Genomic DNA, 24,753 nt, shown 5'->3' with positions numbered 1-24,753 from the left:
ACGCCCCTTCGGTCCAGTCCCATTACAGGACCTTCACCCCTACTGCGGACGTCTCCGCCCCTGTGCCCCGCATCGGTACTCTCATCCTTGCGGAGGCCTTCCGCTTGGATTTCTCCCTTCGCATCGGGACGACAGGTTCCCAAGTTCCTTACTGAAGCCTGAATCAAAGTCATGCCGCCTATATGCCGGATGCCGACTGGACCGTCAACAGGCATCGTCCAATCTCGTCCCGAAGCTGTTGGGCTCTTCGGTTTTGACATCATCGTAGGTTTATCGACACGTCGTCGGCGGTTCACTTGCGTTCATCTCCTTGATCCCTACCTGACAGAGTTCTCTCCGCCTTTTCCATCGACGCTCACCACGAGGGCTCTTTACCCTCGCAGCTCGTGGTGGTTTGGAGCCCGCTCCTGCAAGCCGACTCCGAAGGGCCTACCTTCATCTCCAGTAAAGCACCGCAAACGTCGATGCACTGACGTTCGCGTTCTTGGCACACCCCAACAACTGCACCTTTCCGCCAGTGCCCGTTTGGGCGGGAACGAGCCCGAGCCACGCCGCGAACTCGCGCCCTGATCTGAACGACTTTGCATCTCCCATCGTCGCGACCGCTGCGGTTGCTGTCAGCAGACCAACCCCGGGAATCTCTGCAATCGCCTTGCAGGCATTGTTCTCTTTCATCCAGTTCAGCAAACGGCGTTCGATGTCGGCGATCTGCCGGTCCAGGTTCTCGAGATCGTTCCATTGCTCGCGCAGGGATTCAATCAGCATCGCCGGCAGCCGGTCGGCAAGCCTGGCCAGCACATGCGGAACCGCCTTGTCCAGCGCGGCGCGGCTCTTGCCCATCACTTCACCATATTCTGTCAACAGGCCGCGCAGGCTGTTGACCTGCATAGTGCGAGACTTGAGTTTCTGTCGCCGAATCCGGTGCAGCGCCAGTACCGCCTGCTGCGCTTCGGTCTTTACCGCGACGCTCTTGCTGGGCATCTGGATGGCCATCCAGATGGCACGCGCGTCCGCCGCATCATTCTTGTTTCCGATATTGAAAGCCTTGGCGAACTTAGCCGGCACCAACTTCACCTTGTGTCCCATTTCAATCAGCCGCCGCGCCCAGTGCTGTGAACCGCCGCATGCCTCCATCCCGATCAAACACGGCGCGCGGTTCGCAAAGTGTTCGAGGAACGCGGCCCGTTTGATCGAACTATTGATGACTTCACCGGTTTCAGACTCGAACCCAGTGCATCTGCATCACATTCTTCGCGATATCTACGCCGACCGTTGTATAGCCCATCTCGGTTCCTCCTGTTTGCCGCGGGAAGGTGTCATCTTCTCCCAATTGGGTATCTCTGGCACCGTCGGCCTGTGCGGATTCGCTACCTGTGTCATCCCACTGGCGGGTGGGGGACGTTCATTCCATTCTTAACGAGAACGGTCGTCAAGGTGCCGTGCCATGGATGACTGAAACGGGTCGGCTGCTGCCCCCGGTACACGAAGCGTGACCTCGCTTAGCGCTGACAAGACGACTTGACTCCTGATTTGGCTCCGTAACCTGGAAACACCGCCATTGCCGGGCGGCAAAACCAGAGTAAAGGAGCCTCACATGCCATACCGAAGTACCTTCATGCCGATCGTCTATCCAGACGAATCGGGCAGACCGAGCGCCATGGAATACCGCATTGTCTCCACGGCACGGGAACCTTGGCTCGCAATCCTGCACCTGCGCCAGACGGACTAGGAGTACGCCAGCCCCGTTGCGTCGGCGGCGGTTCGCGACGTGGTCCTCAACCGGGTGCTGGAAAACGATCTGCGGTCGCTGCCGTTGAGCGCGCTGCGTCTCGTCGCCAGTGACGCGTCGGGCGATTTTGAGTACGGCATGTCGCCCGACATTCACGACTACATCGAGCGCGGCAATCGTTGCACGACCTCGCCCGAACGCGCACGCGGAGGCAAAACGGTCGAACTGGTCAATATCGACTCGCGCAGCCTCGTCGCCGGGAGTGCGCGCGTAGGCACGCTTCACGCAAGCGCCGATCCATTGTCGCCGGAAGTTGCAGCAGCCCTCGCCTGAGCAATAAAGCGCAACCTTCGGACTGGAAAAACAGAAAGCCCGCACTCCCGGAGGGACGTTGCGGGCTTTTCTTCGGCATGGTCTCACACTGCAGGTAGCAACCGGCTCGCTGCTTGGCCCAGGGATAGCGGGCCAGTCAGCACAGACAGCTCAGACAGCTCAGACAGACCGGGCAAGAGCCGAGACCACAGAACCGCGTCGTGTGCGGCTCAGGATGAGCCCCCGACGCGCAGCTTCGCGAAACCCGGCGTTAATTGTATTCAGATGGAACCCGAGCACATCGGCGACGGTTCGCTGCGCAGGCAGTGTGTCGCCGGGCCGTAGTAGACCCGCCTGAATGGCCTGCTCGATCTGGTCGGCAATCGCGAGAGGGACTTTTCCGCGGATGCGCGCGAAGTCAGGCAACCACGTCGTAGTGGCAGTAGCACGCGGGGTCGGTGGAGAAACGCTGGAGGTCGATTGTGTCGTACGCATGGCGCATGCATCCTACTGCGAGAGCGGCGATGCAGGTGATCCCCGGTCGGGAGAACACTGCCCCGCCAGGAGATAAAAGAAAGAGAAGAACGCGGAATCAGGGCGCGTTGTACGGCACGCCTTTCGCCGTCACGTCGCGCCAGTTTGCTGCGAACGCGGCGACGACTGCCGGTGCGTCATGAATGACCACGACGTTTTCCGAGTTGAAGCGCGCCGCCTGCTGGCTGTAATTAAAGGAACCGGTCTCGATCGTTGCGTCATCAACGAGCACGTACTTGCTGTGCTGAAGATCGAACACGCTGATCGTGCGCACCGGAATTCCGGCGTACACAAGTGCGCCAAGCGCCGCGCGGGCGCGGCCGCTCCGGTCCTCCTCGATGTTGTTCCGGTAATCGACCGTTACGGCGACATCCACCCCGCGCCGATGCGCGGCGATGAGCGAGGCCACAACGGTGCGCGACGTAAACGAGTACGCCATCACGCGAATGCTCTTTCGCGCCTCACCGATCGTATGCAGCACCAGCTGCTCCGCACCGCCATCGGGAGAAAACGCGGATTCGACGGTCGCAGCATGCGCCGGCACGACCATGAGAACGGCGGCCGAAACGAGTGCTGCTGCCGCGGCTGCGATGACAATCTGTTTGTTCATAACGGGGTTCCTATACGGCCAAAGCCCCTCTCCTGTCGAGCGGGGCCGTTGGCGAAGAGATGAAAAGTACGTTCAGCAGGACTTGGGATGCTTCTCCGGAAACACCAGCACGCGCCCGTCCTCACAGATGCAGATGCGGAAGTCGCCCTGTTCGCCCCGGGGGGGGCGTGCACGACGATCGTCGGACGGGTAGCCTGCGGCCGCACCGTTGCCGGTGTGCATGCGCCCAGGGACGAGGTGCCCGCTGCCGCAATGAGCAGCATCAAAAAGTTCATCATGGAAGGCTCCACAGAGAAAGATGAGGAGCCCCTTGCGGAGAGGCTCCCCGCAAGGGTTAAAAGAAAGTCACGCCGCCAGTGCTTCCACGTCGATGACGGCATCGGCCTCGAGTACGAGATCGGGCGTCTGCGAGATAAAGAATTCGCGCGCATAGCCCCCCTGACGGAGAACCTCGCGCTTCATCTTCATGAACTGCACCTTTCGCTCAGGATCGAGCGGGCCGTCCGATTCGTCGCTGAACAACGTCTCGTAGGGCTCACCTGCATTGCGTGCGAGATACAGCGCGATGCCGCGTGTCAGGCATTCATTGATCCAGACCTTCTGCCCGCCCGACATCACCGACACTGCCTTGGTGCTGTCGTTGTTGGCGTCATGGACCAGGATCTCGAAGCCTTCACGCAGATCACCGTTCGCAAGCTCGCGCTGCGTCCGGATTTCCACCGTGAAGCGCGGTCCGTAGCAAGCCAGCAGCAGGTCATTGACCGTCTGCGTGAGTGCGGGGCCCGCATCGTCGATCGTCAGCGCGATGAGCCCATCGTTACCAAGGCCCCGCGTGAGCAGCTTCCACTGCGCGATCTCGTCCGAGAGACGTTCGGCCTGGGCCCGTGTCGCATCGAAGGACGCCAGTTCCGTCCTCATCGCGTCGCGCTGTGTTTCGCGCGTCGCGTGCTGACGGATCAGGGCTTCGATGCGTGCATCGAGCGCCGCCGTGGCCTCCCGGTTCGCCAGCAACCGCCTGTCGAGTTCAGCGATTGCCGCCGTGACGTCCTGCGCCGCGAGACGCGCGACTTCGCTCTCGATGTCGCGGAGCTGACCCTGCAGGCGCGTCGTTTCCGCCTCCCGGCGTTGAGCGACCTGTGCCGACTGCGCACCGATTTCGGCAAGCTCCGCCTTCACCTGTGACAGCGCCGTTGCCGCGGCTTCGAGCAGCGGCTTGCGGGCTGCAAGCTCGGTGGCCTCCTGCAACGTCCGGCGAGCGGTAGCGAGCGTATCCGTCGCCGAACGAAGCTCCTCGCGTTTCTGCGTGAGCTGCGCAACGACTGGGGCAAGCCCCTCGGCAAACGCCTTCTTCGCGCGGTACTGCTCGCGAAGATCGTTCACGGCGATACGCTGCTCGCCCGCCTGCTGCGACGCAGAGCGGGCCTGGGCAAGCAGGGGACACGTCGAATGCATGGCGCGACCCGCGCACGGCACCTGGCCGACAACCGCAGCCTGCTGCTCAAGCGTCTGAAGCAACTCGGCCTTGGTCCGGCCTCGCGACTGGAGGCTCGTCAGGGCCGCGTTTGCTTCGGTCAGGGCCGTGTGCTTCGGCTCAAGCGCCGCGACTTCGGTCTGAAGCGCCTGAATGCGCGCCTCTTCCCTGCCGATCGCGAGCCTCGCCTGATCACACTGCGCCTGCGCGCCTTCGATTTGCGTGCGCTGGGCCAGCGTTGCCTCGTGCGAAACGCTGGTCCTTAACAGAGCCGTGTTGCGCTCGTTAAGACGACGGGTCAACTCACCCGCATCCGCGACGACGGCATCGAGTGACGTCTGCACCTCAGCCCGCATTTTCGCCAGTTCACGCAGGCGAGCCTCCGCCGTTGCCGACTCGGCCTGCTTCGCTGCGAGCGTCGCGCGCTGCTGCCCAAGCGTCTGCGCAGTGGCCAGAAGGCCCTCGCGCTCGCGCCGTGCTGCGGCGATCGACTCTGCGTCGGACACGATGGCCTGCTCAGTCATCGCGAGGGCATCGCGTTTCTGGGCAAGCGCGGCGAGCTCGCGCTGGATGCCGTCCAGTTTCCCGGACAACACCTTCGCGACTTCCCCAGCCTTCGCCGACAGCGCACGCAAATGGTCGATATGCAGCAGTTCGGCCAGCAGCGACTTGATCTCGCCCGTGTTGTATGAGGCAAGCGGCCGCCGGTTCTGCGCCGAGAAAACGCTCGTAAAGAACGATTCGAGCGAACCGCATACCGACTCGACACAGCGGTCATACGTCTCCGCCTTGCCGTCCGATTTCGTGCCGTCAGGCGCCGAGAACGGCTGCCAGAGGCCGGCCCTGTCGCGCCACGCGAGGAAATACTCCGCCTTGCCTGTCTTGCCCGGCTTGCGAAACGCGAAGGTCGAGCGGTAGCGCACGTTGGCATGCTCCCACTCCAGGATCTTCTGCGCCTGGGCGCCACACAGATGGTCCCAGTACGAGAAGGCATCCACGGAGAGCTTCGCCGCGCGCGATGGCATGATGCGGTACGGATGCAGGTTGTCCATCAGCGTGGACTTGCCTGCGCCGTTCGGCCCGGTGAGCGCGATGAGTCCACTGGGCAGCGATTCGAGATCGAGCGTGACGCTTTCGCGTTTCATCCCGTCGCGAACGCCCATGAAGCCCTCGAGAGTCAGGATCAGCGGTCGCATGGCAGTCCCTCCACCAGCGGTACCTCGTGCAGATAGTCGGACGGCAGCCAGGGCACGTCATCGTCATCCGGCAGCGAGGCGGCAATCACCGGATCGGGGACCGCTGCTTTCACCGGGACAGGGGCCGGAGGCTCAATCGTGCCGTCAATGGCGCGTTCGAGTGCCGTGCACGCGGCACGAAACCGCGTGCCTGCCATCGTCAGCAACTGCTCCCAGCTGTCACACGCCGTGAGCGCCTTCAGTTCGCGGGGTGACCACTGGCTCGCATAGCCATTACTGTGCGACCACAGCAGGTTCGTCATTTCGACGTCAGGCGCCACGACGAACTCAATCTCCGTAGCGTCGACGTCCTGAACCATCACGACGAAGCCGTGGCGGACTGCAATGACGGCGCCGCGAGCGGGACCATAGGGTTGATGGAACAGACCGGCCGTGAATCCAGCATGCTTCACGAGAAGCTGCTGGATCTCGCGCGCGGGCGTCGCGGTAGTGAAATGACGGACCCATTCGGGACCGGCGGGGTAAAGACCAAACATGGGCACACTCCAGGGTGATGGACGGAGTGCGCCCCTGCTGGGGATCGCTCCCCGTCAGGGTCAACAAGAAAATGGATGCAGCGGGTGCTGCGCTCGATGCGCCATGGGCGCGGGTGAACCTTGTTCCGGCAGTGCGCTCATCGGGAACGCACTGTCGGGACACGGCAGTGTCCACGCGCGGGCGAGCCGTACTGGCCCCGCCCGCGTTTGTGGCGGCATCAATCAAGCCGCGAAAATCACGCCGCAAAGAGATCGCCGTCAAGCCAGGCCGAGCCGTCCGCGTGCGCATGAGTTGCCTGCACAACGGGTGTGGCGTCGGCCGCCTCGACAGCCTGCGCCTGATTCACGACAAGCGAGAGTGGCGCAACGGACGGCGTCTCATCGAGGCGTGCGAGTACCGCTTCCGCGATCGCGCCCGCGTCGCCCGTTTCGAGCAGCTGCAGGCGCTCGAGCACCGGTGACGGAGTGACGTTGGCCAGCTCGCACCAGCGACCGAGCTTCGCGTCGACGGACGTCTCCAGGCTGATGCCCTGTGCGCGACTGCGCACGACCGGGAGAATCCGGGGCTCGACCTTCAGGCCAGCCGAGTTTGCAAACATCGCCTCGATGGCGGCACGGTCTACCGACTGCCGGTGCTCCTCATCGATCTGCCAGCGAACGCGCACGAAGGCGTCGGACGTCCCGGCGGCCAGTTGCGCGAGCTTCTCCATGTCGGGCGGGCCGTCGAAGTCGATGCAGACCATGCGACGCGACGGCGTGGGCACCAGATCAGCCGAAGCCGAATCGGTATCCACTTCCCATAGCAGGTAACCCTTCTCGCCCTGCTCGCCGTAATGAAAGCGGCCGATTGAACCCGGATAGGCAATGCGGCGGCCGCCCTGCTCCCATGACTGCGATTTATGGATATGCCCGAGCATGAAGGCCGAGCACTGCGCGTCGAACAGCGCCGAGAGCGAGAACTCGTGATCGAATCCCGCCATCGTGACACCGTGCTCCGTTTCGCAGCCGACGACTGTGCCGTGTGAAATGCCCACGGTCGCAATGCCTGCCTCACGTAATCGGACGTTGATGCGCCCTGACGCTGCGAGATACGTCGCCAGCACATCGCCCAGGTCCGTCGCCGCGGCGAGTGCGCCAACACTCGCTGCGAATTGCCCCTTGTTGACGGTCGGCAGGCAGGTAAACACGGCTTCCGGTTGCATCGCGACCAGCGCGGCCAGTTCGTCCTCGTTGAAGAGGGGCCCGGTCGATGCATGAAAGCGCCCGTCGACCAGAGCAACCTGCTGGATGCGACTGGCGACGAAGACCTCATTCGTCGATCCCATGAGCCCGAAGATATCGAGCGTCCCGGGCGGCTCATGCGAGAACGTGCCCTGCAGCATGATCACCGGCATGGCGGCCGCCAGACGATGGATCTGCCGTGCAAGCGCGGAAAGCGCAGGCGAGTGGGCATCGAGCCGGTGATCGGTCGAGTCACCTGAAACCACGGCGACGCGTGCGCCGCGCGTGATCGCGTCGTCCACGGCGAAGCCGAAACAGCGGTCGGCCTCGTCCAGGCGTTCGGGCGAGTAATGCAGGTCAGAAAACTGTGCGATCTTCAAGATGCACCTCCGTAAACGAAAAATGGCCACCCGCGGGCAGCCTCAATGAACGATGCCGGGTGAAGCGGCGCTAGAAATGGGAGCGAGGATCGAGGACGCCGCGAACGTGCGTGAGCGTCTTGCCGAGCAGGTTCAGTCCGCGCCACTTCAGCGGATTGCCTATTTCAGGGTCGTCCGCTTTCAGTCCGACGCCCCAGATGCAGTCCCAGGGACTTGCCTCCACGAGTTCAGTCGGGTCTGTTGAGAGCAGCACGGCCTTCAGGCGAGCGTTCTGCGAGAACTTCTCGCGGCAGCCGACGAAGACGATCGACTCGCGCTTCGATTCCCAAATCGCGGATTCAAAGCCGGCGACCTTACGGCCAATCGCCTTCTGCTTGCGAGGGTCGTGCGTTGCGAGGATCGCGGCGGCCGACTGCTCGTCGCCGAAAAGCTTTGCCTTCGAGAACATCATGAACTGCTCGACTGACGAGAACGCATGGCCGCGATAGACAAACCGGCAGCGATGCCAGTTGCTGAGCGCGTCGTCCGCGCCAAAAAACATGGTGTGTTTGCCGATCCTTTGCACCGGACGACTCCTATAGCGAGGAATGGATGGCCGCACGAGGCGGGCGTTTTTCGATGCGCTATTGCGCGGTCGAAAGCGTTTGGGCAAGCCTGCTTGCTGAAACACTCTCGCGTCGCGGTCTGGAAAAGAAGGGACGCCGACCCCGTAAGGGGCCGGTGAGAATCAATCGAAAGCACCACCCACAACAGCTTCGATTTCCCGGTGCAGTGCGTCAGGATCATCGAGCGCAGCAGCCAGACGGACGTTCATGCTGTCAACGTCGTCTAACCGTTGCGACCACCCCCGACCGAATCTGGTCTGCGCGAAGATGCGGAAATCGGTTTGCCGGTTCTCCGCGTTCAGCCCGAGGCGCGCCAGCAGATCGGCCATGCGATCGCGCTTGTCCGCAAGCGTTTCCGGCTCGGTCTCACCGCCCGTTACGTCAGTGGCGTGCTCCGCCCCGGTCGCCCGGAGGGGATACACCGTCGCCGTGGAGGTCTCGCCCGCTCCTTCGAGCAGCTGAGCGGCCTGCGTTGCGGCGGCAAGAGCCGGGGCATGATCTTCGGCGCCGTCGAGCAAAGCACTGATGTCGATATCGGCATCGAGCACCGTGAGCATCTGCGCCTGGCGAACTGCCTCGCCCTGCTCGTTGATGCGCGTGATCTCGAACTCGCGTTTCGAGATCCAGAACCGCGTGCCGGTTAGCCGCCCGCGCGCGAGCGCGACGGTCTGCATCGCCGAGTACGCCTTCTGCAGCACGTAGATCGAGTTGGTCGGAAGCTCGATGAGTCCGAGTCCCTTGATCTCTGGCACTGCGAAGATGAAACGCGCCGAGAGGTTGCATTGCCGCGCCTGATACTGCGGGCACTGCTGCGGATTGCACACGCCATCGGGAATCGCATCGTCGTGCCGGAGCACGGCAGCGCGTGGCCCGAAGTTACGTGGCGAGCGCTGCGCACGTGGGTCACGCTCGGGCTTGGCGTACAGCTTGCAAAAGCGCGTGCCGTCTGCTCCGTACTCGGAAAAGAACTTGCGCCCGTTGGTGCCCCACGTTGCCATCTCGTTCGGGATGTTCGCCATCCAGTCGTTGAAGGCGAACGTGACGGGAAAGCGGTAGAGCTTTACGCCGTCGCCCCGATCCTCGCCATAGAGACGCAGGATCTCGTCGGCGACATCCGGATTGGTGAAATCCGAACGGCGGCACGTGAAGTGAGGCACGTTGCGTGGTGCAAGCGCATTCTTCAACCGGCAGCGCCGCTCGATCTCCTCGCCCACCTTTTCGAACGATTCACCGGCGGCAACCAGTTGCTCGTACAACTTCACGGCCTGCTCGTTTTGCCTCGCGGCAGACGTCAGGACCTTGATGCCCGGACGGATCCGGCCGATGACAGGAGCGCGCGGTAGACGCTCCTCGACGATGCTGCGAACAGGCGCAGCGCCGAGCGCAACGACAGCGTTCATGATGGTTTCCTTGCAAGAAAGAAGATCGCCGAAGTGCGCATCTCGCCGGCTGACTGCGCCAGGTTCGATGCTGCCGTCTCTCCGCGACGGCTGGCGATATGGGAAAGGACAACGCGGCGCTCGCTGTCGGCGAGCATCGCGATCTTTGCGACCTCACAGCGCTCGCGCCAGGCGGGCGATGCGGTGTCGGCATGTTTGCGCTCGCCCTCGATCGTGCTGCTGATCGTTTCGGCGATGCGCTGGTCAATAGCGTTGGGAAGAAGCATTGGAAGCGCCTCCGGGACAGGGAATGAAAAAACGCAGGACGAAAAAAAACGCGCTCCCCGGTCATGAGGAACGCGTTGGTGGATTCTGGTGAAGATGACCCGCGCGCCACGTCCCTTTCGGGGACGTGGCGCACAGGGAGCCGTGAGGCTCTCAGCGGGGAACGTCAGGTCGTTCCCGGCGCGACATGATCACGTCGCGCAGACAGCCCATTTCCGAAAACCGTGTTTTCGCCGCAGGATCACGGGCCAGTCCACTTCGATCGCTCTACCCGGAAGGGTCTTGAGAGAGACACCCGAAATCTCCGGGTTCGAACGATGCCGCGGCGCAAACACATGCGGCCGGCGACGAGTATTACGACTGACGGAAGGGGGAGCAGGTGGCGAGCTGCCCAGCACAAGAAGATTCCACAACGGTAGCCAACCGGTCGGAGCATGCCCAGGGGCACGACTTGAGGCAGAGGACGGACTCCGGGCTACGGAGTCGAGGTCGATGCGTCAGAAGACGCAGGAAGTAGAGTCAGTATCGCCAAAATTCCGCGTATGTTGCGGCGAAATGGTGGCCGATTTGGGGTAGCTTTTGCCCGCAAACGTCTGAGGAAACGGTAAGAGAATGTCAGGCGAGAGAGACCAAACCCGAAAAACCTCTATGGCCGCCGTTCCAGAAACCGCGCCGCAGCCGGATGCACGATCCGGCAACGTGGCGCAAGGCGGGGTGCCCGATGCCCCCGCCGCGCTCACACTCGTTGCGTCAGCCACGGGCCTCAAGCCCATCGAGCGGCTGACCAGCGACACACGCTACGCGAAGATCATTCCCGACGCGGCGCAGACAACGCTTCTGCGCTACAGCTCGCTGTTCGTGCGCACCTTCATCCGCTCGGACTACAACTTCTGCGCCACGAAGATTTCGGTCGCACGCGATGGCAAGCTGCGCGCGCTCGACCAGGCCATGCGCGAGACGGGCGAATGGTTCAGGAAGGCCAACGACTGGATCGAGCAGCTGGGCGCACGCACCCTGCCCCGCCCCTTCGAGACGATCGAACTGGAGGTCAAGCGCCCGCTCGCCGGGCAGCTTGTGCGATGCCTCACGCAGTACGAGCGCCTCTTTGAGCGCGCGTTCTCCGCGCGCGCGGGCCAGGTGCTGAGCGACGAACGATGCACGGCCATGCTCGCGAATGCCGAAAAGAAGCTTAGCCGCATCGTGCAGCTCTGCATCCCCGATAACGAAGAGTACGAGCCTGACGGCTCGCGCCGCGAACACTGAGCGTCCCCCTCGCTGAAACTGCCCGGCTTGACTTTGTCGCCGGACGGCTACTCTCGACCGTACATCCTGAAGGAGAAAGCCCATGCAAATCGATCTTCGCGAGATTCAGGCGCTGCATGCGCGCTATGCCCGCGAGCCAGTCGTGATCGACCTTGAGAACCAGATACGCGCCATGCCCGCGCCGCTGCTGTTGTCGCACGCGCCCACGAGCCGACCGACCGGGCTGCGCCGTGCGTGGAATGCGCGCTGGCAGATTGGACGTGTCTCGCTCACGGTCATCGGCGGCACTGTCGTCTGCGCGGCACTCGGTATGGGCGCTGCCCGGCTGTGGCCGACGCACCACAGCCGCGCCATCAACACGCCGCCGGTCCTCGCGGCAACGCCCGCCTCCCCACAGTCCGACGCTTCCCTTTCCGCGTCCACGCCGTCCGCTACGGCGCAGCCCCTCAACTCTCAGGCGCTCGAAACCAGTCCGCGGGGCACACCCGGCCTTGCCGCCGTCGATCCGTCAGCGCTGATCCAGGACCACGGTAGCCCGCGCGCACTCGGCACCGCGGCTACCCAACCCGCTGCGACGACCGATGAGCAGAAGGCGATCGTGTCGCCGATCCGGCAACGCGCAATTACGGGCGCGTCCGCGGCGGCCGTCGCGAACGTGGCACCCGTCGCCCCCGTTGCCACCGTCGCAGCCAGCACGCCCCAGGCGGCTTCGGTCGAGCCGACAGCGCACGCGAGCGCCGCGTCGCAAGCGCCGGCGTCCCAGCCCGAGGCGCACAGGCCCGTGCGTCATCTGGTGCACCTCCATCCGGTGACACCCAGGGACATGCCGCCCGCAGCCGATGCGCAAAAGTCCGCCGCAGCGCCCGCGCCGCGCAACGGCGACGTTCAACTCTTCTGAAGCAGGCGACCACCATGAAGCCACAAGCCATCCTTAACGTCACACTGCTCGCCGCCGGCTCCGCCATCGAGGGCAACCTCATTCTCGATCATGGCTTGAGCCTGTTCGGCATCGTGGACGGCAACGTGATCACCAACGACGGGTTGCTGCATATCGGCGTCGGCGGCCTCGTGAAAGGCCAGATCGAAGGCGAGCACGTTCGCGTCGACGGCACGGTCGAGGGCGACGTCCATGCACGCGGCTCACTGGAAATCAACGGACGCGTGAAGGGCAACATCTTTTATTGCGGCACGATCCGGCTGGGCGAGCGGGCCTCGATCGACGGCCAACTTAAGCGCGTCTCGCGCGAACTCGCGATCGAGAGCGAACCGGCGGCGATCGCCGAGACGCCGAACGTCCAGTCATTGCAGCGGCCCGCGACCGCCGCCGCATAACGGATTCAACCACCAACGGAGCAATCAATGAAGAAGTCCCTCGCAGCTCTTGCCACCAGCCTCGCACTCAGCACGGCGGCGCACGCCAGGCCGACGGCACGCACCTACACGCTGGACGCCACGTGGACCCACGACGGGGTGCTGGTTGCCAGTGAGACGTCGATCATCCGGGACGCTCTCGGCAAGACCCAGCCGTTCCTGAGCTCATCCGGCGACAGCATCGGCTATCTCGAGTGCACGAAACTGCCCAACGGGGTGCGCCTCGTTTCGCGCCAGAAGTGGGTCGGCCGCATGCTACAGATCAATGCGACGAAGGAGGACGGGGAATCCTTCGATCTTGACGTGACGGCGATCGATACGGTTTCGACCGGCAGGACGAAAACCGGGACCGGGGACTGTGTGAGCGAGGTTGTGAATACGACCGGTCTCGAGGCCCCGGACATCAACGTTCACATGCATGCCGGCAGCACGATTGAAGTGCCGCTGGGCGATCCGCACTACAAGCTGGTGCTCAAACTGGTTGCGGGGTGAAGACCCGGTGGCTGGGAATCAGCGGCCGTTCGCCCAGGTCGCCGGAGCCGCCCGGGTGGCATGAAACGTAACCGTTAAATGGACTATGAACAAATTCTATGATGCCGAAATGGCCGCCCTGATCGGGCACGAGGCGGCGCTCGAGGTGGCGCTCAAAGGCGCGGAGCTGGGCGCTGCGATCGAGTCGTTCAACGCGATCCGACGCGCCAAAGGCTTGCCATCGCTGCAAGAGGAAGACGCGGCTTATCTGCAATCGATTCGCGACGACGTTGCGAGGGGCGAGGCCCACTTTCACGATCCGCTGTCGGTTGCGGAGGCTATGGGTTGGCCGATCACCGACGAGCTTCACGAAGCATCGGAGCGGCTCTATGGGAATCCTCTTTCATGAAGTCGTAATACGGCCAGGGGACGATCCAGCGTCTCTTTCCTTCACGCGTCCCATCTGTCTCCGCCTTCGGGCGGATTTTTTTTGGCCAGACCAAACGTGTGCAGCGCGAGGCAACCGGGCCGGGATGGTCTATGGCCTCGAAAGGCCGGGACCGGCCAGAAGCGGCCGTTCGACATGAGGGCGTGAATCGCCGACAATTGCCCCGTCCGCCGCCGATAGTCTCACCGGAGCATCCAACATGAGCTGGGACGTTTCGCTGTACAAATTCACCCGATGTTATCGCCGAATCGAGGAGATTCCCGGCGACGAGCAGCCACATTCGCTAGGGTCTCGTTCCGAAGTGCAAATCGCTGTATCAGATGTTTTTCCAGGCACAAACTGGAATGATCCCGGCTGGGGCATCTACGACGGCGAGTTCGGCTCGATTGAGTTCAACCTCGGAAAGGACGATTCGGTGCGAAGCCTAGCTCTTCACGTACGGGCGAGCACAGAGATCATTGGTGGAATCCTTCAGCTCTGCGAGCGCCTTTCCTGCCAGGCCATAGACCTTTCAGACAGTAGCTTGCTCGACCAATCCGAGCACCCTGCCACCGGGCTGGAGAAGTGGCGGAAATATCGCGACCAAGTCATCGGAGAGTCTCGAGGCTAAGGATTGTCGTGCGCCGTCGACACGTCGCCGGCCGCCGGTACGGCATTGTTGGTCGGCGTGCGGCCAGAACCGGTCAGTCGACATGCGGACACAGATCGTCGACAATTTCCTTGAACCGAAGAGGACTGTCGTGGGAATCAACGAAGACATCAAGCGCTTGCGTGATTGCGGCGAAGTGCGCTGCGGCGTTTTACCGTATTCGGCGCCAACTCCCGCAACTGTAGCGAAAGCGTTCGAGTTGCGCGATGACGACGCCTGTTATCGCGAAATCGATGAGGGCACGGCTCATTCTTTTGTTGCCGAGGTGCTGCATCGCGACCAAGCATACAGCGTCGAGATAATGACCGCGGCTCAGGCCGAACAATTGACGGGAACGTTTTTTGAACAGTTCGGCGCTCAAGCTCGGTACTTCACCAACAACTGCTGTCCAGTTACCGCCGCAACGTTCGATGTGGGAGTCATCGTAATCGGTGCCTTGCGGTCAGGGTGTCTCTGGGTCGAGGACGAGGATTGATGTCGAGTTGACTTTGGTTAGGTCACGTCCGCCGCAGGCCGACGACTGCCCGTAGTGGTCACGATCGGCCAGTTCCGGACACTCGACACCGCCGGGTACATTGTTCACAATCCGAAGGACGCACCCACCGCTGAGTCGCCGGGAGGCTGGCTCACTTCGCAGAGAATGCAGAATGTCACTCCAGTTGACGGACCGATTGCGGGAAAACCTCGAATGGCTCGCTTCGAATTGGGAAGCAAAAACAGCTTCAACATATTTCCAGTTTCAATAACGAATTCCACGCTGCTCTGCTTTCAGTGCTTGCCGGTAACTTGAGCCGCCCTGAGCTAGCACGATGCTGAAAAAGCGGATCGAGGAGGGCTGGTTGCCGGAACACGATCCGAGGTAATTCAACTTCACGAACCGTGGGACAGGAGCCGGCCTGTCCGTTCAGCAACACCGGAGGTTCGAATAGTCAACAATTCGAAATGCGAAACTCCGTCGAAGGTGTCTCCCGACTTGCGTCTCAGGGTCAAAAGCCCGGCGCTAAGCGCCAATGAATAAATGGCGGATACGGTGTACCGCTGAGGAAGGCCAGAAATACTTCGACGACCTGGTCAGCCATGAACCATTCATCGGAGCGCATCGGGACGTTGCCCGCTCGAAAGATCAGGATCGTGCCATCCGGGCGTACAGGCGAGGGCTTATCGTGGAACCCTCTCCATCGTTGTCTCCCGAATTCGAAGCGCTCGATCATACAGCTCGCACCTCCGCCAGCAACCTGCACGTAGTTTCCTGCATCGTCAGTCAATGACGCATAAGACGACTTGCCGTAGCTTCGCAGTGACTTGAGCGCACGAGCGATCTGTGTGTGGGTGGGCGCGCTGATGGCCGCTTTGCCCTCGATGTCGAGTCTCATTCGCTGTTCATTCTCGCTTCTTCTCAATCAAATCAGAATCATACCAACGCCCAAACCCAACAACGAATGGCCGCTACCGAGAAAAACGATGGACCGCTCCGGGTCGACACGCGCCGAACAGTCCGGGAGATGGTGGCCGGTGGGAACGGCTCGGGTTCTGTCGACCAGATTGGGCCGCGTTGTTTAAGGCACATCGACGACGGCGCGGGAAGAAATGATTGCGGACCTCCGGCGCTGAAGATGGCTCGCAATTGCCCGCACGGAAACAGTGAGTTTCCTGCGGCCCGGTTCACGCGATGCGAGGACGTGCGTAAACTTCGTCTCGTGCCGTTCGCAACGAACGGCTGCGTCTCTCTCCCCGCCTCCCCGCTCCCCAGCGGGGATTTTTTTGCGGCCATCATGGTGACTCAGGGCATGCAACGTGGACGAAGCCGTCAGGCTTCCGGCAGCTGTGACTCATGGATGAAGCGCGTCGGCGGATTCTTCCGCACCGACGAGATGGTCAGCGTCTCACGGGCGCGCGTCATGGCCACGTAAAAGAGGCGCCGCTCTTCGGATTCGGGGCTTTTCTGGTCCGGCACAACGTTTTCCTCGGCGCGCGTGATCCACACGTGGTCCCACTCCAGGCCCTTCGAACTGTGCATGGTGGTCAGGACCAGCGCATCCGGTGCAGGCTCGTTGTTGGTGCGCTTGAGGAACTCGATCCGTTCGCTGAACGAGCCATTGAGCCGCGAAATGACGTCATACGTCGCAACGATCGCGCGCTCAGCAGCCTCTTTTCGCACGTATGTCATCATCCACTCGCGTACACCCGCGAGCGCGAGCGAGTAAAACTGGCGCTCACACAGCGCCTGCCATTCGGCCAGACGCTTCATGAAGCCGCGATAGGCCGTGGCGGTATCCTCGGTGAGGCCGAGCGCGACCAGATCCTTCTTCTGTTTCTGCGCGAGTGTCGCGCCCATCGCGTTGTGCAGCGCCATCAGGTCGCGCGTGCTCATCCCCGCATACCCGAGCACGGCATCGAGCCCGTTGAGCTTCACGCGCTGCACGATCTGCAGGAGGTTGCACATCAGCGCACCCTCCGGCTGGTCGAGTACAGAACGCCCCGACGCGCGGTAATACTTCACGCCGTACGAGCGGCATACGGCCTCAATGGCGTCCAGTACGCGGTTCGTACGGGAGAGAATGGCGCACGACTGACCCGAACCGAGTTTTGGCTGGAATGCCTCGACGGCTGCCGCCGCGTCCTCGTATTCGTCGTTGAACCGGCGCGCGAGCACGATACCGCCCGCGCCCTTCTCGGCGTGGAGAACCTTGGGGATGCGGTCGGTGTTGTGCTGGATCAGCCGGTCGGCGACTGTGAGGATTTCGGCGCGGCACCGGTAGTTGCTACCCAGGACAACGCGCTGCGCCTCGAATTTCGCAGCGAACCCCTCCATGCCGCGAAAGCCCATTGCGGCCCGAAAGCCGTAGATGCTCTGGTCATCGTCGCCGACGACCGTCACGCACGCCCCTGCGGCCGCATGCAGTTCGACCCAGCGGTATTGCAATGGGTCGGTATCCTGGAACTCGTCAACGAGCAGATGGGTGAACGCGTATGGTTCGATGTCACCGGACTCCATGCCCGCGATCGACAGGCGCAGCATGTCCTGGAAATCGATCTTGCCGTTTCGCGCGAGCGCCTCCTGATAGGCCTCGTACAGAATCGCCTCGGGCGAGCCCTCGATGGCGTGCGTGACGCCGGTCTTGAGCTGCTCGATCACCGGAACGGCCTCTTCCACCTTCCAGTTCAGGCCCGTCTCGGCCAGCGCGCGCATGAGCAGGCCCGTGCGGTCGCCGTCGGAAGCGATGTCCTGGCGCTTGCCGCCCTGGCGGCCGATCTGCCGGAAGCCGAGCGAGTGGAACGTGCCCGCGATGAGCCGCGTTTTCGCGGCGGCACCCGCGAGCTTGAGAATGCGCTCGCGTAGCTCGACGGCGGCATCCTTGCTGAACGTGACCGCGCCCACCAACGAATGCGGCTCCTGAAGCAGCGCCGCAGCCTTCGTGGCGATCGTCTTCGTTTTGCCGGCGCCCGGGCAGGCGACGGCCAGGCAGTGTTGGCGCGACTGCGCGACCTCGCGCTGCTGGGGGTTCAGGCCGTCGAGCATGACGCGCCGCTCAAAGGCCGCGAACGGCCGTCATCAGGCGCAGGTGGGTCATGTAACCCCGCACGCCGACCGGCTGGAACTTGCGCAGGAAGCGGCCGGTTTCCTCGTCGATGTCTGACTGGTCACGCGCGCTGTTCCAGACGAGAAAATCGAAGTGATCCATCACCCGGTCAAAGCGCATGATGATCGACAGCAGTCGCATTGCGAAGCGCGAGTACGCTTCGACCGTGATATCAAGCGAAGGCTTGGTGACGGTGGGCTTGAACACGATATCGCCTCGGGCCGTCATCTCGCGTTCGGTGCGCTCACGAAATGCCTCGGCCACCTGGAACTGCTCGTCGACGTAGGCCTCGAGCGCGTCGAGCTGCTTGTCGAACCACGCGTTGACGGTTTCCTTGTCCTCCTCCCCGAACGTCGCACGGCCAAAGCGCTGCATATTCAGGCTCATGCGGTTCAGGTACGGCCACCATTGCTCGAAAAGCGGGCGAAGCCGCGTGTGATTCAGGCGAACCTGCGCGGGAACAATGGCGGCGCCAGAAAGTTGCTTGTCGAGCAGCTGCCGGCCGATTTCGCGACGGCGAAGCACGATGGCCCTGCGTTCAGCCGGGGGCAGGTCACGGAAGAAGCGGCGCGTGCGCTCGACCTGCTCGCGCTTCTCGTTGGCTTCGGTCTCGCTGATCATGCCTTCGCGCTGCAGCGTCGCGGCGTCGCTCTCCATCTGCTGGAGTTCGTTCTCCAGTTCGGCATCGTCTGCGCCGTCAGTCAGCTGGCGCGCATCCGCGCCGTTGGCCGCACTGGCTGCCTCGCCCTCGCCCGCCGCAGCCGGGCGGGTTGCCGGTGCGCCCGCCACCGTGGCGGCTGCCGCATGATCGATCGTCACATCTTCGTTGATGGTGCTCATGTCTGGGTCCCGTATCAGTTGCACGCGCACCAGCGCGCGGCACCTACCTATTGTTGCGGGACGCCAGCGGCGCACAGGGGCGAAACGCAGGCAATTCGGGGGGCTTTCAGGACGACGCGGGTCCAGCAGAGACGCAGCGCACGGTGTCGTGCAGGCGCCTGCACGTAAAAAGGCAGAAAGCTCACAAAAATCGTGAGCTTTCCGGGGTAGGGATGAAGGAGCGGATCGACGCTTCAGGCTGAAGAGTTCACGATCCAGATGAGCAACGGCAGGAGGACGGCCAGCAGCGTCCAGCATTGCGCAATGAGCGGTACCGGCAGCAGCAGCACGACAAAGGCACCGCCGAGCAGCATGAGTAACGCATGCATGGCCAGATGGAAGGAGAGCGGACTCGCCATGCCGGCGGCGGCCGCCCGGATCTTGCGCCGAACCGCCCCATCGATTGCGGCAGCCATGCCCAGCACCACAATTCCTGCGAGCCAGACGTGCATCACCAGCGCGCGATAGAGCGCGCGGTACACCAGCATCCAGAACTGGCGTGCCCAGTCCCGCGCAAAACCGCCCATGCCGTCGGCGTCCAGATCGTCATGGCTGCGCGCACTCATTGTCGCGCGCACGGCCCCCGAGTCCACAAACCAGCGCCGGAAAAGCACGTTAGTGGAGTCAACCGCCTCGCCTGCGCGCGCATCGCCCAGCGTATCGACGACCGACTGCGATTCGAGATCGCTGATCTCGAAGAGTGCCCGGTCCGGCACGACCGGTAGCACAACGGCGGCCAGCAGCGGCAGAACAAAAAACCACCATTTGACGTGACGTGCGAAGCGGCTGCTAGCCATTCAGCGACTCCACTACGGACACGAGCAGGTAGGCGGGGAACGCGATGAGACCTGCCAGCCCGAACCAGAACCGCACGGGGTTGCGTACGATCACCACCGCGAGTCCATACGCGCGGGCGGCTCGTCCGCGTGCAAATTCGCGCGGCGCAGGCGCGGCCAGATCGTCCTGGGCGCGCACCGTCGAGAGCACGCGCGCAGCGTCGGCCGCATCAAGCCCCGACAGTTTCGCTATCAGGGTAGCTGTGAGCGACATCGTAGTCCTCGAAGTAAAGGCGGAATCCCTCACCGGTGAGCGCGCGCGCGGCAAGCTGGAATGCGGCCGTCTTGTGCGTGATGCGCTCGGGACACGCCTCGTGGACCATGGCGGCGGCGCCCTCAGGAAATCGCGCCTCGAAGCCCGTCACCGGTTCGAGCATCGGACACCACACGTGCACGCGCTCGCCCTCCGTCACCACGTAACGCCTGGCATAGAGCAGATACGAGCGGCGGAACAGGCCCTGCATGAACGCGACATGCGGTTCGCCCGTCTTGCGCACGCGCTTGTAGCCCGCGATACCCTCCTCCAGCATCTCGCACATGAGCGGCTTTGACTCGCCGACGAAGCGCTCGCCGATGAATTCGGCAAGCCGCGAACAGGCGAGTTCGAGCTCGGGTGCAAGCGTGAACACCGGCACCAGATGCGACGAGAGCTTGTGTTCGCGAATGATTTTTTTGAACAAGGTGGAAGTCATGCCTGTTTTTTTAGCCTTGCAGGATTGGAATGCGGCCCTGATACACAGCGCCCCCTGAGATGCGCAGAAAGTACTGCAGGTTCGGTAATCGCTGGATCAGCGCCACCGGAATGAGCGGCGCCTTCTCCAGTTGCAGCGACCGGGTGATGGTTCCGTTGAACTCGCCGATGTGCCCTTCGCTGCCGCGACTCGTGCCACCGGACACCTGGATATTGCGTATGGCAGTCTCCCCGACCTTGTCCGAGAACCACTGCGCCGTGTCGCTGTCCTCCAATCTTAGGATGACCTGGTTATTGAGATTGCCCAAAACCTGCAGCATCTTCGCAGCGTTTCCGAGTTTCGCTTCGAGGTCCGAGCGGGTCTGGAATGCGACGAACGCCTTGAAGCCCGCGCCGCGCCCCTTGTTGAGGATCTGGATCACCTGCTCGTTAATGGCTTCGGCCACCTCGTCGATGATCAGCACGACGTCGGGCGTTTCCTTGTAGAAGTTGTAGATCGCGCCGCATACAGCGGCCACGTCGGCCAGCACGAGCGACGCGATCGCCTTCTGCACGATGCTGTTGGACAGCGAGTCGAAGCCCATGTAGAGCACGGCCTTCTGCTTGATGATGCGGTCGATGTCCCAGATTTCGCGCTCGTCATCGAAGTCCTCGACCTTGGGCGCGAGCAAGAGACCCGTCTCTCCCGTGGAGAGCATCTGAAGCAGCGGCATGACGGACGCGATGACGCGTGTGTAGTGGTCGCGGTCGTGCGTGTGGGTCGCAATGAGCCCGTCGATCGCCTCGTGACCGAGGTCGTCGTGCGCGTACCGCTCGTTGTAGAGCAGCGCCATCGCGTCGACCCGGGACGTGCTGCCGGGCTTGCCCCCGATCTGCGTGATCGTCGTCGCGACCAGCTCTTCCCAGTTGTCGAGTCCCTTCTCCCGGAAAAACCGCTCGAGACTGCGTTCGAGCAGCTTGGCCACGCCTGCCTGCGCGTATTTGAGGATCGAGCGCAGGTTCGGCTTGTCGCCGATGTACAGTTCGCCCTTGACCGCGCGATCGATGAAGAGGAAAGCGAAGTCGCGAAACGGCCCCTCCTCCATCAGCTGCGCGATGCGCCCGGGAATTTCGGATGGCTGAGACCAGTTCTCCAGCGGGTTGAGCCGGATCGATTCGAGCGGCTTGGCCTGGCTGAAATACAGGAACTTGCGCCCCATGCGCGCGCATTCGCGCTCCACGCGCGCCTTCCAGTCCTTGTCGTTCTTCGGGTCGATCACGATCAGCACGTCGCCGCAGTGGATGACCTGCGTCGAGATGACCTCGTAGGTCCGCGTCTTGCCTGAGCCGGTGGTGCCGCCGACTGCGGTGTGCGCGCTCATTGCCTTGTAGTGAAACGGCACACGGACCTTGTCCGGCTCCATGCCGTGGATCCACGACACACCCTGAGGCTCACGGTCGCGGATGCTGTCGGCCGGAACGAACAGTCGCTCGATGGCGGCCTCAATCTCGCGCCCGCGGCGAGTCTTCCCAAGCCACTTGGGCAGGCCGGGAATGTCGGTGGTGGGCATGCGCAGGATGTCGTGGGCGATCTGGCAATGCTTCTGCGTCCACTCGAATCCGGTGCCGAGGTACATCGAGTTGCTGTCCTCGCGCATCTTCTTCTGGACGGCCATGAGCTGCGGCACTGGCAGCGTCGTCAGCCACTTGGTCGAGATCGCAAGGCGAAAACGCAGGGCCTTCCACACCTGGGAGCCGCGCACGAGCAACGGTACCAGAATCACCAGTGCGAAGGCCCACCCGTACGGCATGCCTGAGAACGGCAGGAACGCGAGCGCAATGAACCAGAAAAGCGTGGCGCGGACCTCGTAGATCGGCCGGAAATGATTGATGTAGGGGGTCGTGGCGTTCATGCATGGCGCTCCACGATGAGTTCGCCCGCGCGCGGCGCGAGCACGATTTCCGCCTGCACGTTCGCGACGAGCAGGCCCTTCTTGCGCAGATGTTCAACGAGCGTGTCGCTTGCCACGCCGTAGCTGCCCACGAGTCGTTTCGGCACCGACAGCCCTTTGTCCGTCCACGCCACCTTGGCCCTGCCGGCGGCAACGTCTTCGGCGAGCGCCCGGAAGAACTCGCGAATCATGTTCGGCTGACCCTCGAGCACCTGATCAAAGGTCCCCGGCACGCCCGAGCGCTCCTGGCGTGGTGCGCGCGGACGCATCGCGGCCGGGTCGATGGGCGCGGGTGCGGGGTCGGCGTTCCCCTGAAACGGCAGGCCGAGTTGCGGATCGTGCTTCGGGCCAGCTGTGGGCTCCGCGCCCTCAGGATCAGATGACGGCAGGGGTGCGGACGGGGGTGCGTCTGCCACCGCCTCCGCCTCTGGCGATGCCATCGAGGGCACGGCTGCTGACGGTACCGCGGCAGGTTTGGCGGCGATATGAGACTCGGGCGAAGCCGATCCAGCCGGACCCGGAGCCTGGGCCGCCACCGGTTGAGCGGCAGGCGGTGTCATGGCCGGCGTAACGACCGGCTGAACAGCGGCCGCAACGTGAATCGCCGCAGGCACGGGATACTGGACCGCTTCGTACACGCCCTGCTGCGCCTTGCGATCAAAGTCGGCCGCCACGCTCACCGCCTGGCGCACGACCTTGTGCACGAGCGATTCGGCGCCCTGGGGGTTCGGGACCGGGTTGATCGCCCCGAAAAGCTGCGAAAGCACATCGGCCTCGTAGCCCGTGAGCAGGTCATGGCCGATGAGGTTCTGCGCGAAGAGCGCGGTGCGCATGCGCTCGACGGGCAGCGGCGCGGCGCGCCGTTGCACGGCGTAGGCGCTGCCCGCGAGCCACGGCCCGAGCGCCCCGTGGGCGGCCGGATTCCACTCGGCCCGATCGCGCTCTCGCAGCACCGCGAAATGCCGGTACGGTTCATCGAGGCCCGAGCAGACCGCGGCGAGGAAGACGGCGTGGGTGTACTGCGGCTCGACGCGGCGCCGGTGTTCGGAGGGCAGGTTCGTGCCGAACTTCTGACCACCGGCCAGACGCATGGCGTAGAACGCGGTTTCCACCGTGCAACGAAATGCACCGCCCGGCTCACGGTATAGCGCCGGCGACCATGGCAGGCTCGAGAACCACGCCGCGCAGCGCGCGAGCACATCGCCCCAGCGCAAACGGTACTCCGCTTCGCTTGCCTCGTTGGCGGCCTGCTGGATAAGTGCCACGCGACGCTCGTGCAGGGCGACGAGCCCCGCAGCTTCCATCGGCTGATGCAACGCGCTGGCTGTCACAGGACGCCCCCGGTCGCGACGCTCGCCGCTTTCTTCATGATCGAGCCGGAGGCATTGGCGCCGCCGCCGAACATGCCCGCGAACTTCGGAATCTCGAACGAAATGAGGAAGACGAAAAACGCCAGATCCATCACGTACGTTGCCCCTTGCGCCGTGGACAGCCCCTTCGACGTCGCTGCAGAGATAGCCTGCGTCAGCGAACCGGTGACCAGTCGGGAAAGGATGGCGCTTACGACGCAGTACATGCCCGCGCTGATCATGTAGTCGAGCCACGTCTTGAAATAACCGCGCGTGAAGGACGAGAATCCCAGCGCGATCGCAATCTGACCCATGACGATGCCCACGGCTGCCTGGATCAATCCCAGATTATTCATGAACGCAAAGATGATGCTGGTGAGCATCAGCACACCGTAGCCAATCAGGAGCGGAATCAGCGAAATCGTCAGTGCGATGTATTCGTACCAGTGGGTACCCTTGTACGCCTGCACCACTGCTTCGAACGCGGCCCCGCCCGCCGCGCCGATCGAGGCCGCCACGCCCGTCCCGGCGCCCGACTGGATCATTCCGGCGAGTGTCTGGAACCATCCGAAGAAACCGGCGGAGAACGTCTGGTAGCCGACATAGATCGACGCAAACACCCCCAGCATCGCCAGTTCCTCGAACACGACCACCCACGCATTGACGGGGTCGCGCGTACCGGCAAAGCGCACCCAGGCCAGCACCAGGGTGATGACGCCAAGGCCCGCGGCGAACTTGTCGGCTTCCGGTTTCACACTCTGGCTTGCCGACACCGCGGCCGGGATCACCGCGTTGAACAGGGCGTTCATTTTCGCGATGGCGGACGCGTTGCCCTGCGCGATCTCGCCGCTCTTGATCGTCGAGGAGAACGTGTCCTTACCCGACGACGTCACGGTGACCGTCGTGTCACTGGGTGGCGTGATCTGCTGCCCCTCGGCGGGTGTGTCGTCGGCGCGCGCGCCCATCGACACAAACAGCGTCAGGCAGAAGGCCAGAAGAGCGAGCCAGTTGCGTCTTGCGTTCATC

General features: G+C 63.2%; 26 protein-coding genes and 1 pseudogene. 9 read left to right on the top strand and 18 right to left on the bottom strand.

Translation table 11 applies throughout. The features are described 5' to 3' along the window. Nucleotides 1-483: 483 nt before the first annotated feature. Nucleotides 484-1,285 (bottom strand): annotated as a pseudogene (locus tag VSR34_RS30040) (IS110 family transposase); the annotation flags it as partial. A gap of 309 nt (nucleotides 1,286-1,594) precedes the next feature. Between VSR34_RS30040 and VSR34_RS30035 the strand changes: the two are divergent. After that, nucleotides 1,595-1,729, top strand: a complete 135-nt coding sequence (locus VSR34_RS30035) for a hypothetical protein (RefSeq protein WP_342964305.1) — start codon at nucleotides 1,595-1,597, stop codon at nucleotides 1,727-1,729. A gap of 39 nt (nucleotides 1,730-1,768) precedes the next feature. Next, nucleotides 1,769-2,062, top strand: coding sequence for a hypothetical protein (locus VSR34_RS30030; RefSeq protein ID WP_342964304.1), 294 nt, complete (start codon nucleotides 1,769-1,771; stop codon nucleotides 2,060-2,062). Between the two features lie 159 nt (nucleotides 2,063-2,221). On the opposite strand, the gene VSR34_RS30025 is transcribed toward VSR34_RS30030, so the two are convergent. The 8 genes from VSR34_RS30025 to VSR34_RS29990 form a co-directional block, all read right to left on the bottom strand. Continuing rightward, nucleotides 2,222-2,536 (bottom strand): GntR family transcriptional regulator, encoded by a 315-nt coding sequence (locus VSR34_RS30025; RefSeq protein ID WP_342964303.1) that lies wholly within the window; start codon nucleotides 2,534-2,536, stop codon nucleotides 2,222-2,224. A 97-nt stretch (nucleotides 2,537-2,633) separates the two neighbouring features. Continuing rightward, nucleotides 2,634-3,185 carry a phospholipase D-like domain-containing protein gene (locus tag VSR34_RS30020; protein WP_342964302.1) on the bottom strand — a complete coding sequence of 184 codons (552 nt, stop codon included), beginning with the start codon at nucleotides 3,183-3,185 and terminating at the stop codon, nucleotides 2,634-2,636. A 345-nt stretch (nucleotides 3,186-3,530) separates the two neighbouring features. After that, a complete protein-coding gene (locus VSR34_RS30015) occupies nucleotides 3,531-5,852 on the bottom strand; it encodes an SMC family ATPase (RefSeq protein WP_342964301.1) in 2,322 nt (773 codons plus the stop codon). Next, nucleotides 5,840-6,388, bottom strand: a complete 549-nt coding sequence (locus VSR34_RS30010) for a hypothetical protein (RefSeq protein ID WP_342964300.1) — start codon at nucleotides 6,386-6,388, stop codon at nucleotides 5,840-5,842. Before VSR34_RS30010 ends, VSR34_RS30015 begins: the two co-directional genes overlap by 13 nt. A gap of 236 nt (nucleotides 6,389-6,624) precedes the next feature. Then, complete coding sequence (locus VSR34_RS30005) at nucleotides 6,625-7,989, bottom strand: metallophosphatase family protein (RefSeq protein ID WP_342964299.1); 1,365 nt, start codon at nucleotides 7,987-7,989, stop codon at nucleotides 6,625-6,627. A 70-nt stretch (nucleotides 7,990-8,059) separates the two neighbouring features. Beyond that, nucleotides 8,060-8,554 carry an NADAR family protein gene (locus VSR34_RS30000; protein WP_342964298.1) on the bottom strand — a complete coding sequence of 165 codons (495 nt, stop codon included), beginning with the start codon at nucleotides 8,552-8,554 and terminating at the stop codon, nucleotides 8,060-8,062. A gap of 162 nt (nucleotides 8,555-8,716) precedes the next feature. Beyond that, a complete protein-coding gene (locus VSR34_RS29995; protein ID WP_342964297.1) occupies nucleotides 8,717-9,994 on the bottom strand; it encodes a hypothetical protein in 1,278 nt (425 codons plus the stop codon). Then, nucleotides 9,991-10,260 carry a hypothetical protein gene (locus VSR34_RS29990; protein ID WP_342964296.1) on the bottom strand — a complete coding sequence of 90 codons (270 nt, stop codon included), beginning with the start codon at nucleotides 10,258-10,260 and terminating at the stop codon, nucleotides 9,991-9,993. The genes VSR34_RS29995 and VSR34_RS29990 overlap by 4 nt, the downstream gene beginning before the upstream one ends. Nucleotides 10,261-10,906: 646 nt before the next feature. On the opposite strand from VSR34_RS29990, the gene VSR34_RS29985 reads away from it, so the two are divergent. The 7 genes from VSR34_RS29985 (at nucleotide 10,907) to VSR34_RS29955 (ending at nucleotide 14,935) form a co-directional block, all read left to right on the top strand. Beyond that, entirely contained in the window at nucleotides 10,907-11,521 is a 615-nt protein-coding gene (locus tag VSR34_RS29985) for a DUF1845 domain-containing protein (protein ID WP_342964295.1), read from the top strand. An 82-nt stretch (nucleotides 11,522-11,603) separates the two neighbouring features. After that, a complete protein-coding gene (locus tag VSR34_RS29980; RefSeq protein ID WP_342964294.1) occupies nucleotides 11,604-12,419 on the top strand; it encodes a hypothetical protein in 816 nt (271 codons plus the stop codon). Nucleotides 12,420-12,433: 14 nt separating this feature from the next. After that, a complete protein-coding gene (locus tag VSR34_RS29975) occupies nucleotides 12,434-12,853 on the top strand; it encodes a polymer-forming cytoskeletal protein (protein ID WP_342964293.1) in 420 nt (139 codons plus the stop codon). 27 nt (nucleotides 12,854-12,880) lie between these two features. Continuing rightward, complete coding sequence (locus VSR34_RS29970) at nucleotides 12,881-13,384, top strand: hypothetical protein (RefSeq protein ID WP_342964292.1); 504 nt, start codon at nucleotides 12,881-12,883, stop codon at nucleotides 13,382-13,384. A gap of 109 nt (nucleotides 13,385-13,493) precedes the next feature. Then, nucleotides 13,494-13,772 (top strand): hypothetical protein, encoded by a 279-nt coding sequence (locus VSR34_RS29965; RefSeq protein WP_342964291.1) that lies wholly within the window; start codon nucleotides 13,494-13,496, stop codon nucleotides 13,770-13,772. A 238-nt stretch (nucleotides 13,773-14,010) separates the two neighbouring features. Next, nucleotides 14,011-14,421: a hypothetical protein gene (locus VSR34_RS29960; RefSeq protein WP_342964290.1), complete on the top strand. Its 411-nt coding sequence runs from the start codon at nucleotides 14,011-14,013 to the stop codon at nucleotides 14,419-14,421. A gap of 82 nt (nucleotides 14,422-14,503) precedes the next feature. Next, nucleotides 14,504-14,935 carry a hypothetical protein gene (locus VSR34_RS29955; protein WP_342964289.1) on the top strand — a complete coding sequence of 144 codons (432 nt, stop codon included), beginning with the start codon at nucleotides 14,504-14,506 and terminating at the stop codon, nucleotides 14,933-14,935. A 511-nt stretch (nucleotides 14,936-15,446) separates the two neighbouring features. Here the strand turns inward: VSR34_RS29955 and VSR34_RS29950 are convergent. The 9 genes from VSR34_RS29950 to VSR34_RS29910 form a co-directional block, all read right to left on the bottom strand. Next, the gene (locus VSR34_RS29950; protein WP_342964288.1) at nucleotides 15,447-15,833 is read right to left on the bottom strand and encodes a hypothetical protein; all 387 of its coding nucleotides are present in this window, start codon (nucleotides 15,831-15,833) and stop codon (nucleotides 15,447-15,449) included. A gap of 434 nt (nucleotides 15,834-16,267) precedes the next feature. Beyond that, nucleotides 16,268-17,980 (bottom strand): ATP-dependent helicase, encoded by a 1,713-nt coding sequence (locus VSR34_RS29945; protein ID WP_342964287.1) that lies wholly within the window; start codon nucleotides 17,978-17,980, stop codon nucleotides 16,268-16,270. A gap of 10 nt (nucleotides 17,981-17,990) precedes the next feature. Beyond that, on the bottom strand, nucleotides 17,991-18,881 hold the full coding sequence (locus tag VSR34_RS29940; protein ID WP_342964308.1) for an ATPase: 891 nt from the start codon (nucleotides 18,879-18,881) through the stop codon (nucleotides 17,991-17,993). A 233-nt stretch (nucleotides 18,882-19,114) separates the two neighbouring features. Continuing rightward, entirely contained in the window at nucleotides 19,115-19,717 is a 603-nt protein-coding gene (locus VSR34_RS29935; protein ID WP_342964286.1) for a DUF4400 domain-containing protein, read from the bottom strand. Continuing rightward, the gene (locus VSR34_RS29930) at nucleotides 19,710-19,970 is read right to left on the bottom strand and encodes a hypothetical protein (protein ID WP_342964285.1); all 261 of its coding nucleotides are present in this window, start codon (nucleotides 19,968-19,970) and stop codon (nucleotides 19,710-19,712) included. The genes VSR34_RS29935 and VSR34_RS29930 overlap by 8 nt, the downstream gene beginning before the upstream one ends. Further along, nucleotides 19,927-20,448, bottom strand: a complete 522-nt coding sequence (locus VSR34_RS29925; RefSeq protein WP_342964284.1) for a hypothetical protein — start codon at nucleotides 20,446-20,448, stop codon at nucleotides 19,927-19,929. Before VSR34_RS29925 ends, VSR34_RS29930 begins: the two co-directional genes overlap by 44 nt. Nucleotides 20,449-20,458: 10 nt before the next feature. After that, a complete protein-coding gene (gene traD, locus VSR34_RS29920; protein WP_342964283.1) occupies nucleotides 20,459-22,339 on the bottom strand; it encodes a conjugative transfer system coupling protein TraD in 1,881 nt (626 codons plus the stop codon). Then, a complete protein-coding gene (locus tag VSR34_RS29915; protein WP_342964282.1) occupies nucleotides 22,336-23,643 on the bottom strand; it encodes a TraI domain-containing protein in 1,308 nt (435 codons plus the stop codon). The genes traD and VSR34_RS29915 overlap by 4 nt, the downstream gene beginning before the upstream one ends. A 62-nt stretch (nucleotides 23,644-23,705) precedes the next feature. Continuing rightward, nucleotides 23,706-24,752 (bottom strand): type IV secretion system protein, encoded by a 1,047-nt coding sequence (locus VSR34_RS29910; RefSeq protein ID WP_342964281.1) that lies wholly within the window; start codon nucleotides 24,750-24,752, stop codon nucleotides 23,706-23,708. Nucleotide 24,753 lies beyond the last annotated feature (1 nt).

It is taken from the genome of Paraburkholderia sp. JHI2823, from assembly GCF_038900695.1.
Lineage (GTDB): Bacteria > Pseudomonadota > Gammaproteobacteria > Burkholderiales > Burkholderiaceae > Paraburkholderia > Paraburkholderia mimosarum.
The sequence above is the reverse complement of the archived record's forward strand: the minus strand, read 5'-3'. Positions and strand labels throughout refer to the sequence as shown.

Bases quoted from the DNA above. Each gene is read 5' to 3' on its own strand.
- VSR34_RS29980 (WP_342964294.1), top strand. From the start codon at position 11,604: ATGCAAATCGATCTTCGCGAGATTCAGGCGCTGCATGCGCGCTATGCC.
- VSR34_RS30010 (WP_342964300.1), bottom strand. From the start codon at position 6,388: ATGTTTGGTCTTTACCCCGCCGGTCCCGAATGGGTCCGTCATTTCACT.
- VSR34_RS29950 (WP_342964288.1), bottom strand. From the start codon at position 15,833: ATGAGACTCGACATCGAGGGCAAAGCGGCCATCAGCGCGCCCACCCAC.
- VSR34_RS29965 (WP_342964291.1), top strand. From the start codon at position 13,494: ATGGCCGCCCTGATCGGGCACGAGGCGGCGCTCGAGGTGGCGCTCAAA.
- VSR34_RS30035 (WP_342964305.1), top strand. From the start codon at position 1,595: ATGCCATACCGAAGTACCTTCATGCCGATCGTCTATCCAGACGAATCG.
- VSR34_RS29910 (WP_342964281.1), bottom strand. From the start codon at position 24,752: ATGAACGCAAGACGCAACTGGCTCGCTCTTCTGGCCTTCTGCCTGACG.
- VSR34_RS29985 (WP_342964295.1), top strand. From the start codon at position 10,907: ATGGCCGCCGTTCCAGAAACCGCGCCGCAGCCGGATGCACGATCCGGC.
- VSR34_RS29995 (WP_342964297.1), bottom strand. From the start codon at position 9,994: ATGAACGCTGTCGTTGCGCTCGGCGCTGCGCCTGTTCGCAGCATCGTC.
- VSR34_RS29935 (WP_342964286.1), bottom strand. From the start codon at position 19,717: ATGGCTAGCAGCCGCTTCGCACGTCACGTCAAATGGTGGTTTTTTGTT.
- traD (WP_342964283.1), bottom strand. From the start codon at position 22,339: ATGAACGCCACGACCCCCTACATCAATCATTTCCGGCCGATCTACGAG.
- VSR34_RS29975 (WP_342964293.1), top strand. From the start codon at position 12,434: ATGAAGCCACAAGCCATCCTTAACGTCACACTGCTCGCCGCCGGCTCC.
- VSR34_RS29945 (WP_342964287.1), bottom strand. From the start codon at position 17,980: ATGCTCGACGGCCTGAACCCCCAGCAGCGCGAGGTCGCGCAGTCGCGC.
- VSR34_RS30020 (WP_342964302.1), bottom strand. From the start codon at position 3,185: ATGAACAAACAGATTGTCATCGCAGCCGCGGCAGCAGCACTCGTTTCG.
- VSR34_RS29960 (WP_342964290.1), top strand. From the start codon at position 14,011: ATGAGCTGGGACGTTTCGCTGTACAAATTCACCCGATGTTATCGCCGA.
- VSR34_RS29925 (WP_342964284.1), bottom strand. From the start codon at position 20,448: ATGACTTCCACCTTGTTCAAAAAAATCATTCGCGAACACAAGCTCTCG.
- VSR34_RS29940 (WP_342964308.1), bottom strand. From the start codon at position 18,881: ATGAGCACCATCAACGAAGATGTGACGATCGATCATGCGGCAGCCGCC.
- VSR34_RS29990 (WP_342964296.1), bottom strand. From the start codon at position 10,260: ATGCTTCTTCCCAACGCTATTGACCAGCGCATCGCCGAAACGATCAGC.
- VSR34_RS29930 (WP_342964285.1), bottom strand. From the start codon at position 19,970: ATGTCGCTCACAGCTACCCTGATAGCGAAACTGTCGGGGCTTGATGCG.
- VSR34_RS29970 (WP_342964292.1), top strand. From the start codon at position 12,881: ATGAAGAAGTCCCTCGCAGCTCTTGCCACCAGCCTCGCACTCAGCACG.
- VSR34_RS29955 (WP_342964289.1), top strand. From the start codon at position 14,504: ATGCGGACACAGATCGTCGACAATTTCCTTGAACCGAAGAGGACTGTC.
- VSR34_RS30025 (WP_342964303.1), bottom strand. From the start codon at position 2,536: ATGCGTACGACACAATCGACCTCCAGCGTTTCTCCACCGACCCCGCGT.
- VSR34_RS30015 (WP_342964301.1), bottom strand. From the start codon at position 5,852: ATGCGACCGCTGATCCTGACTCTCGAGGGCTTCATGGGCGTTCGCGAC.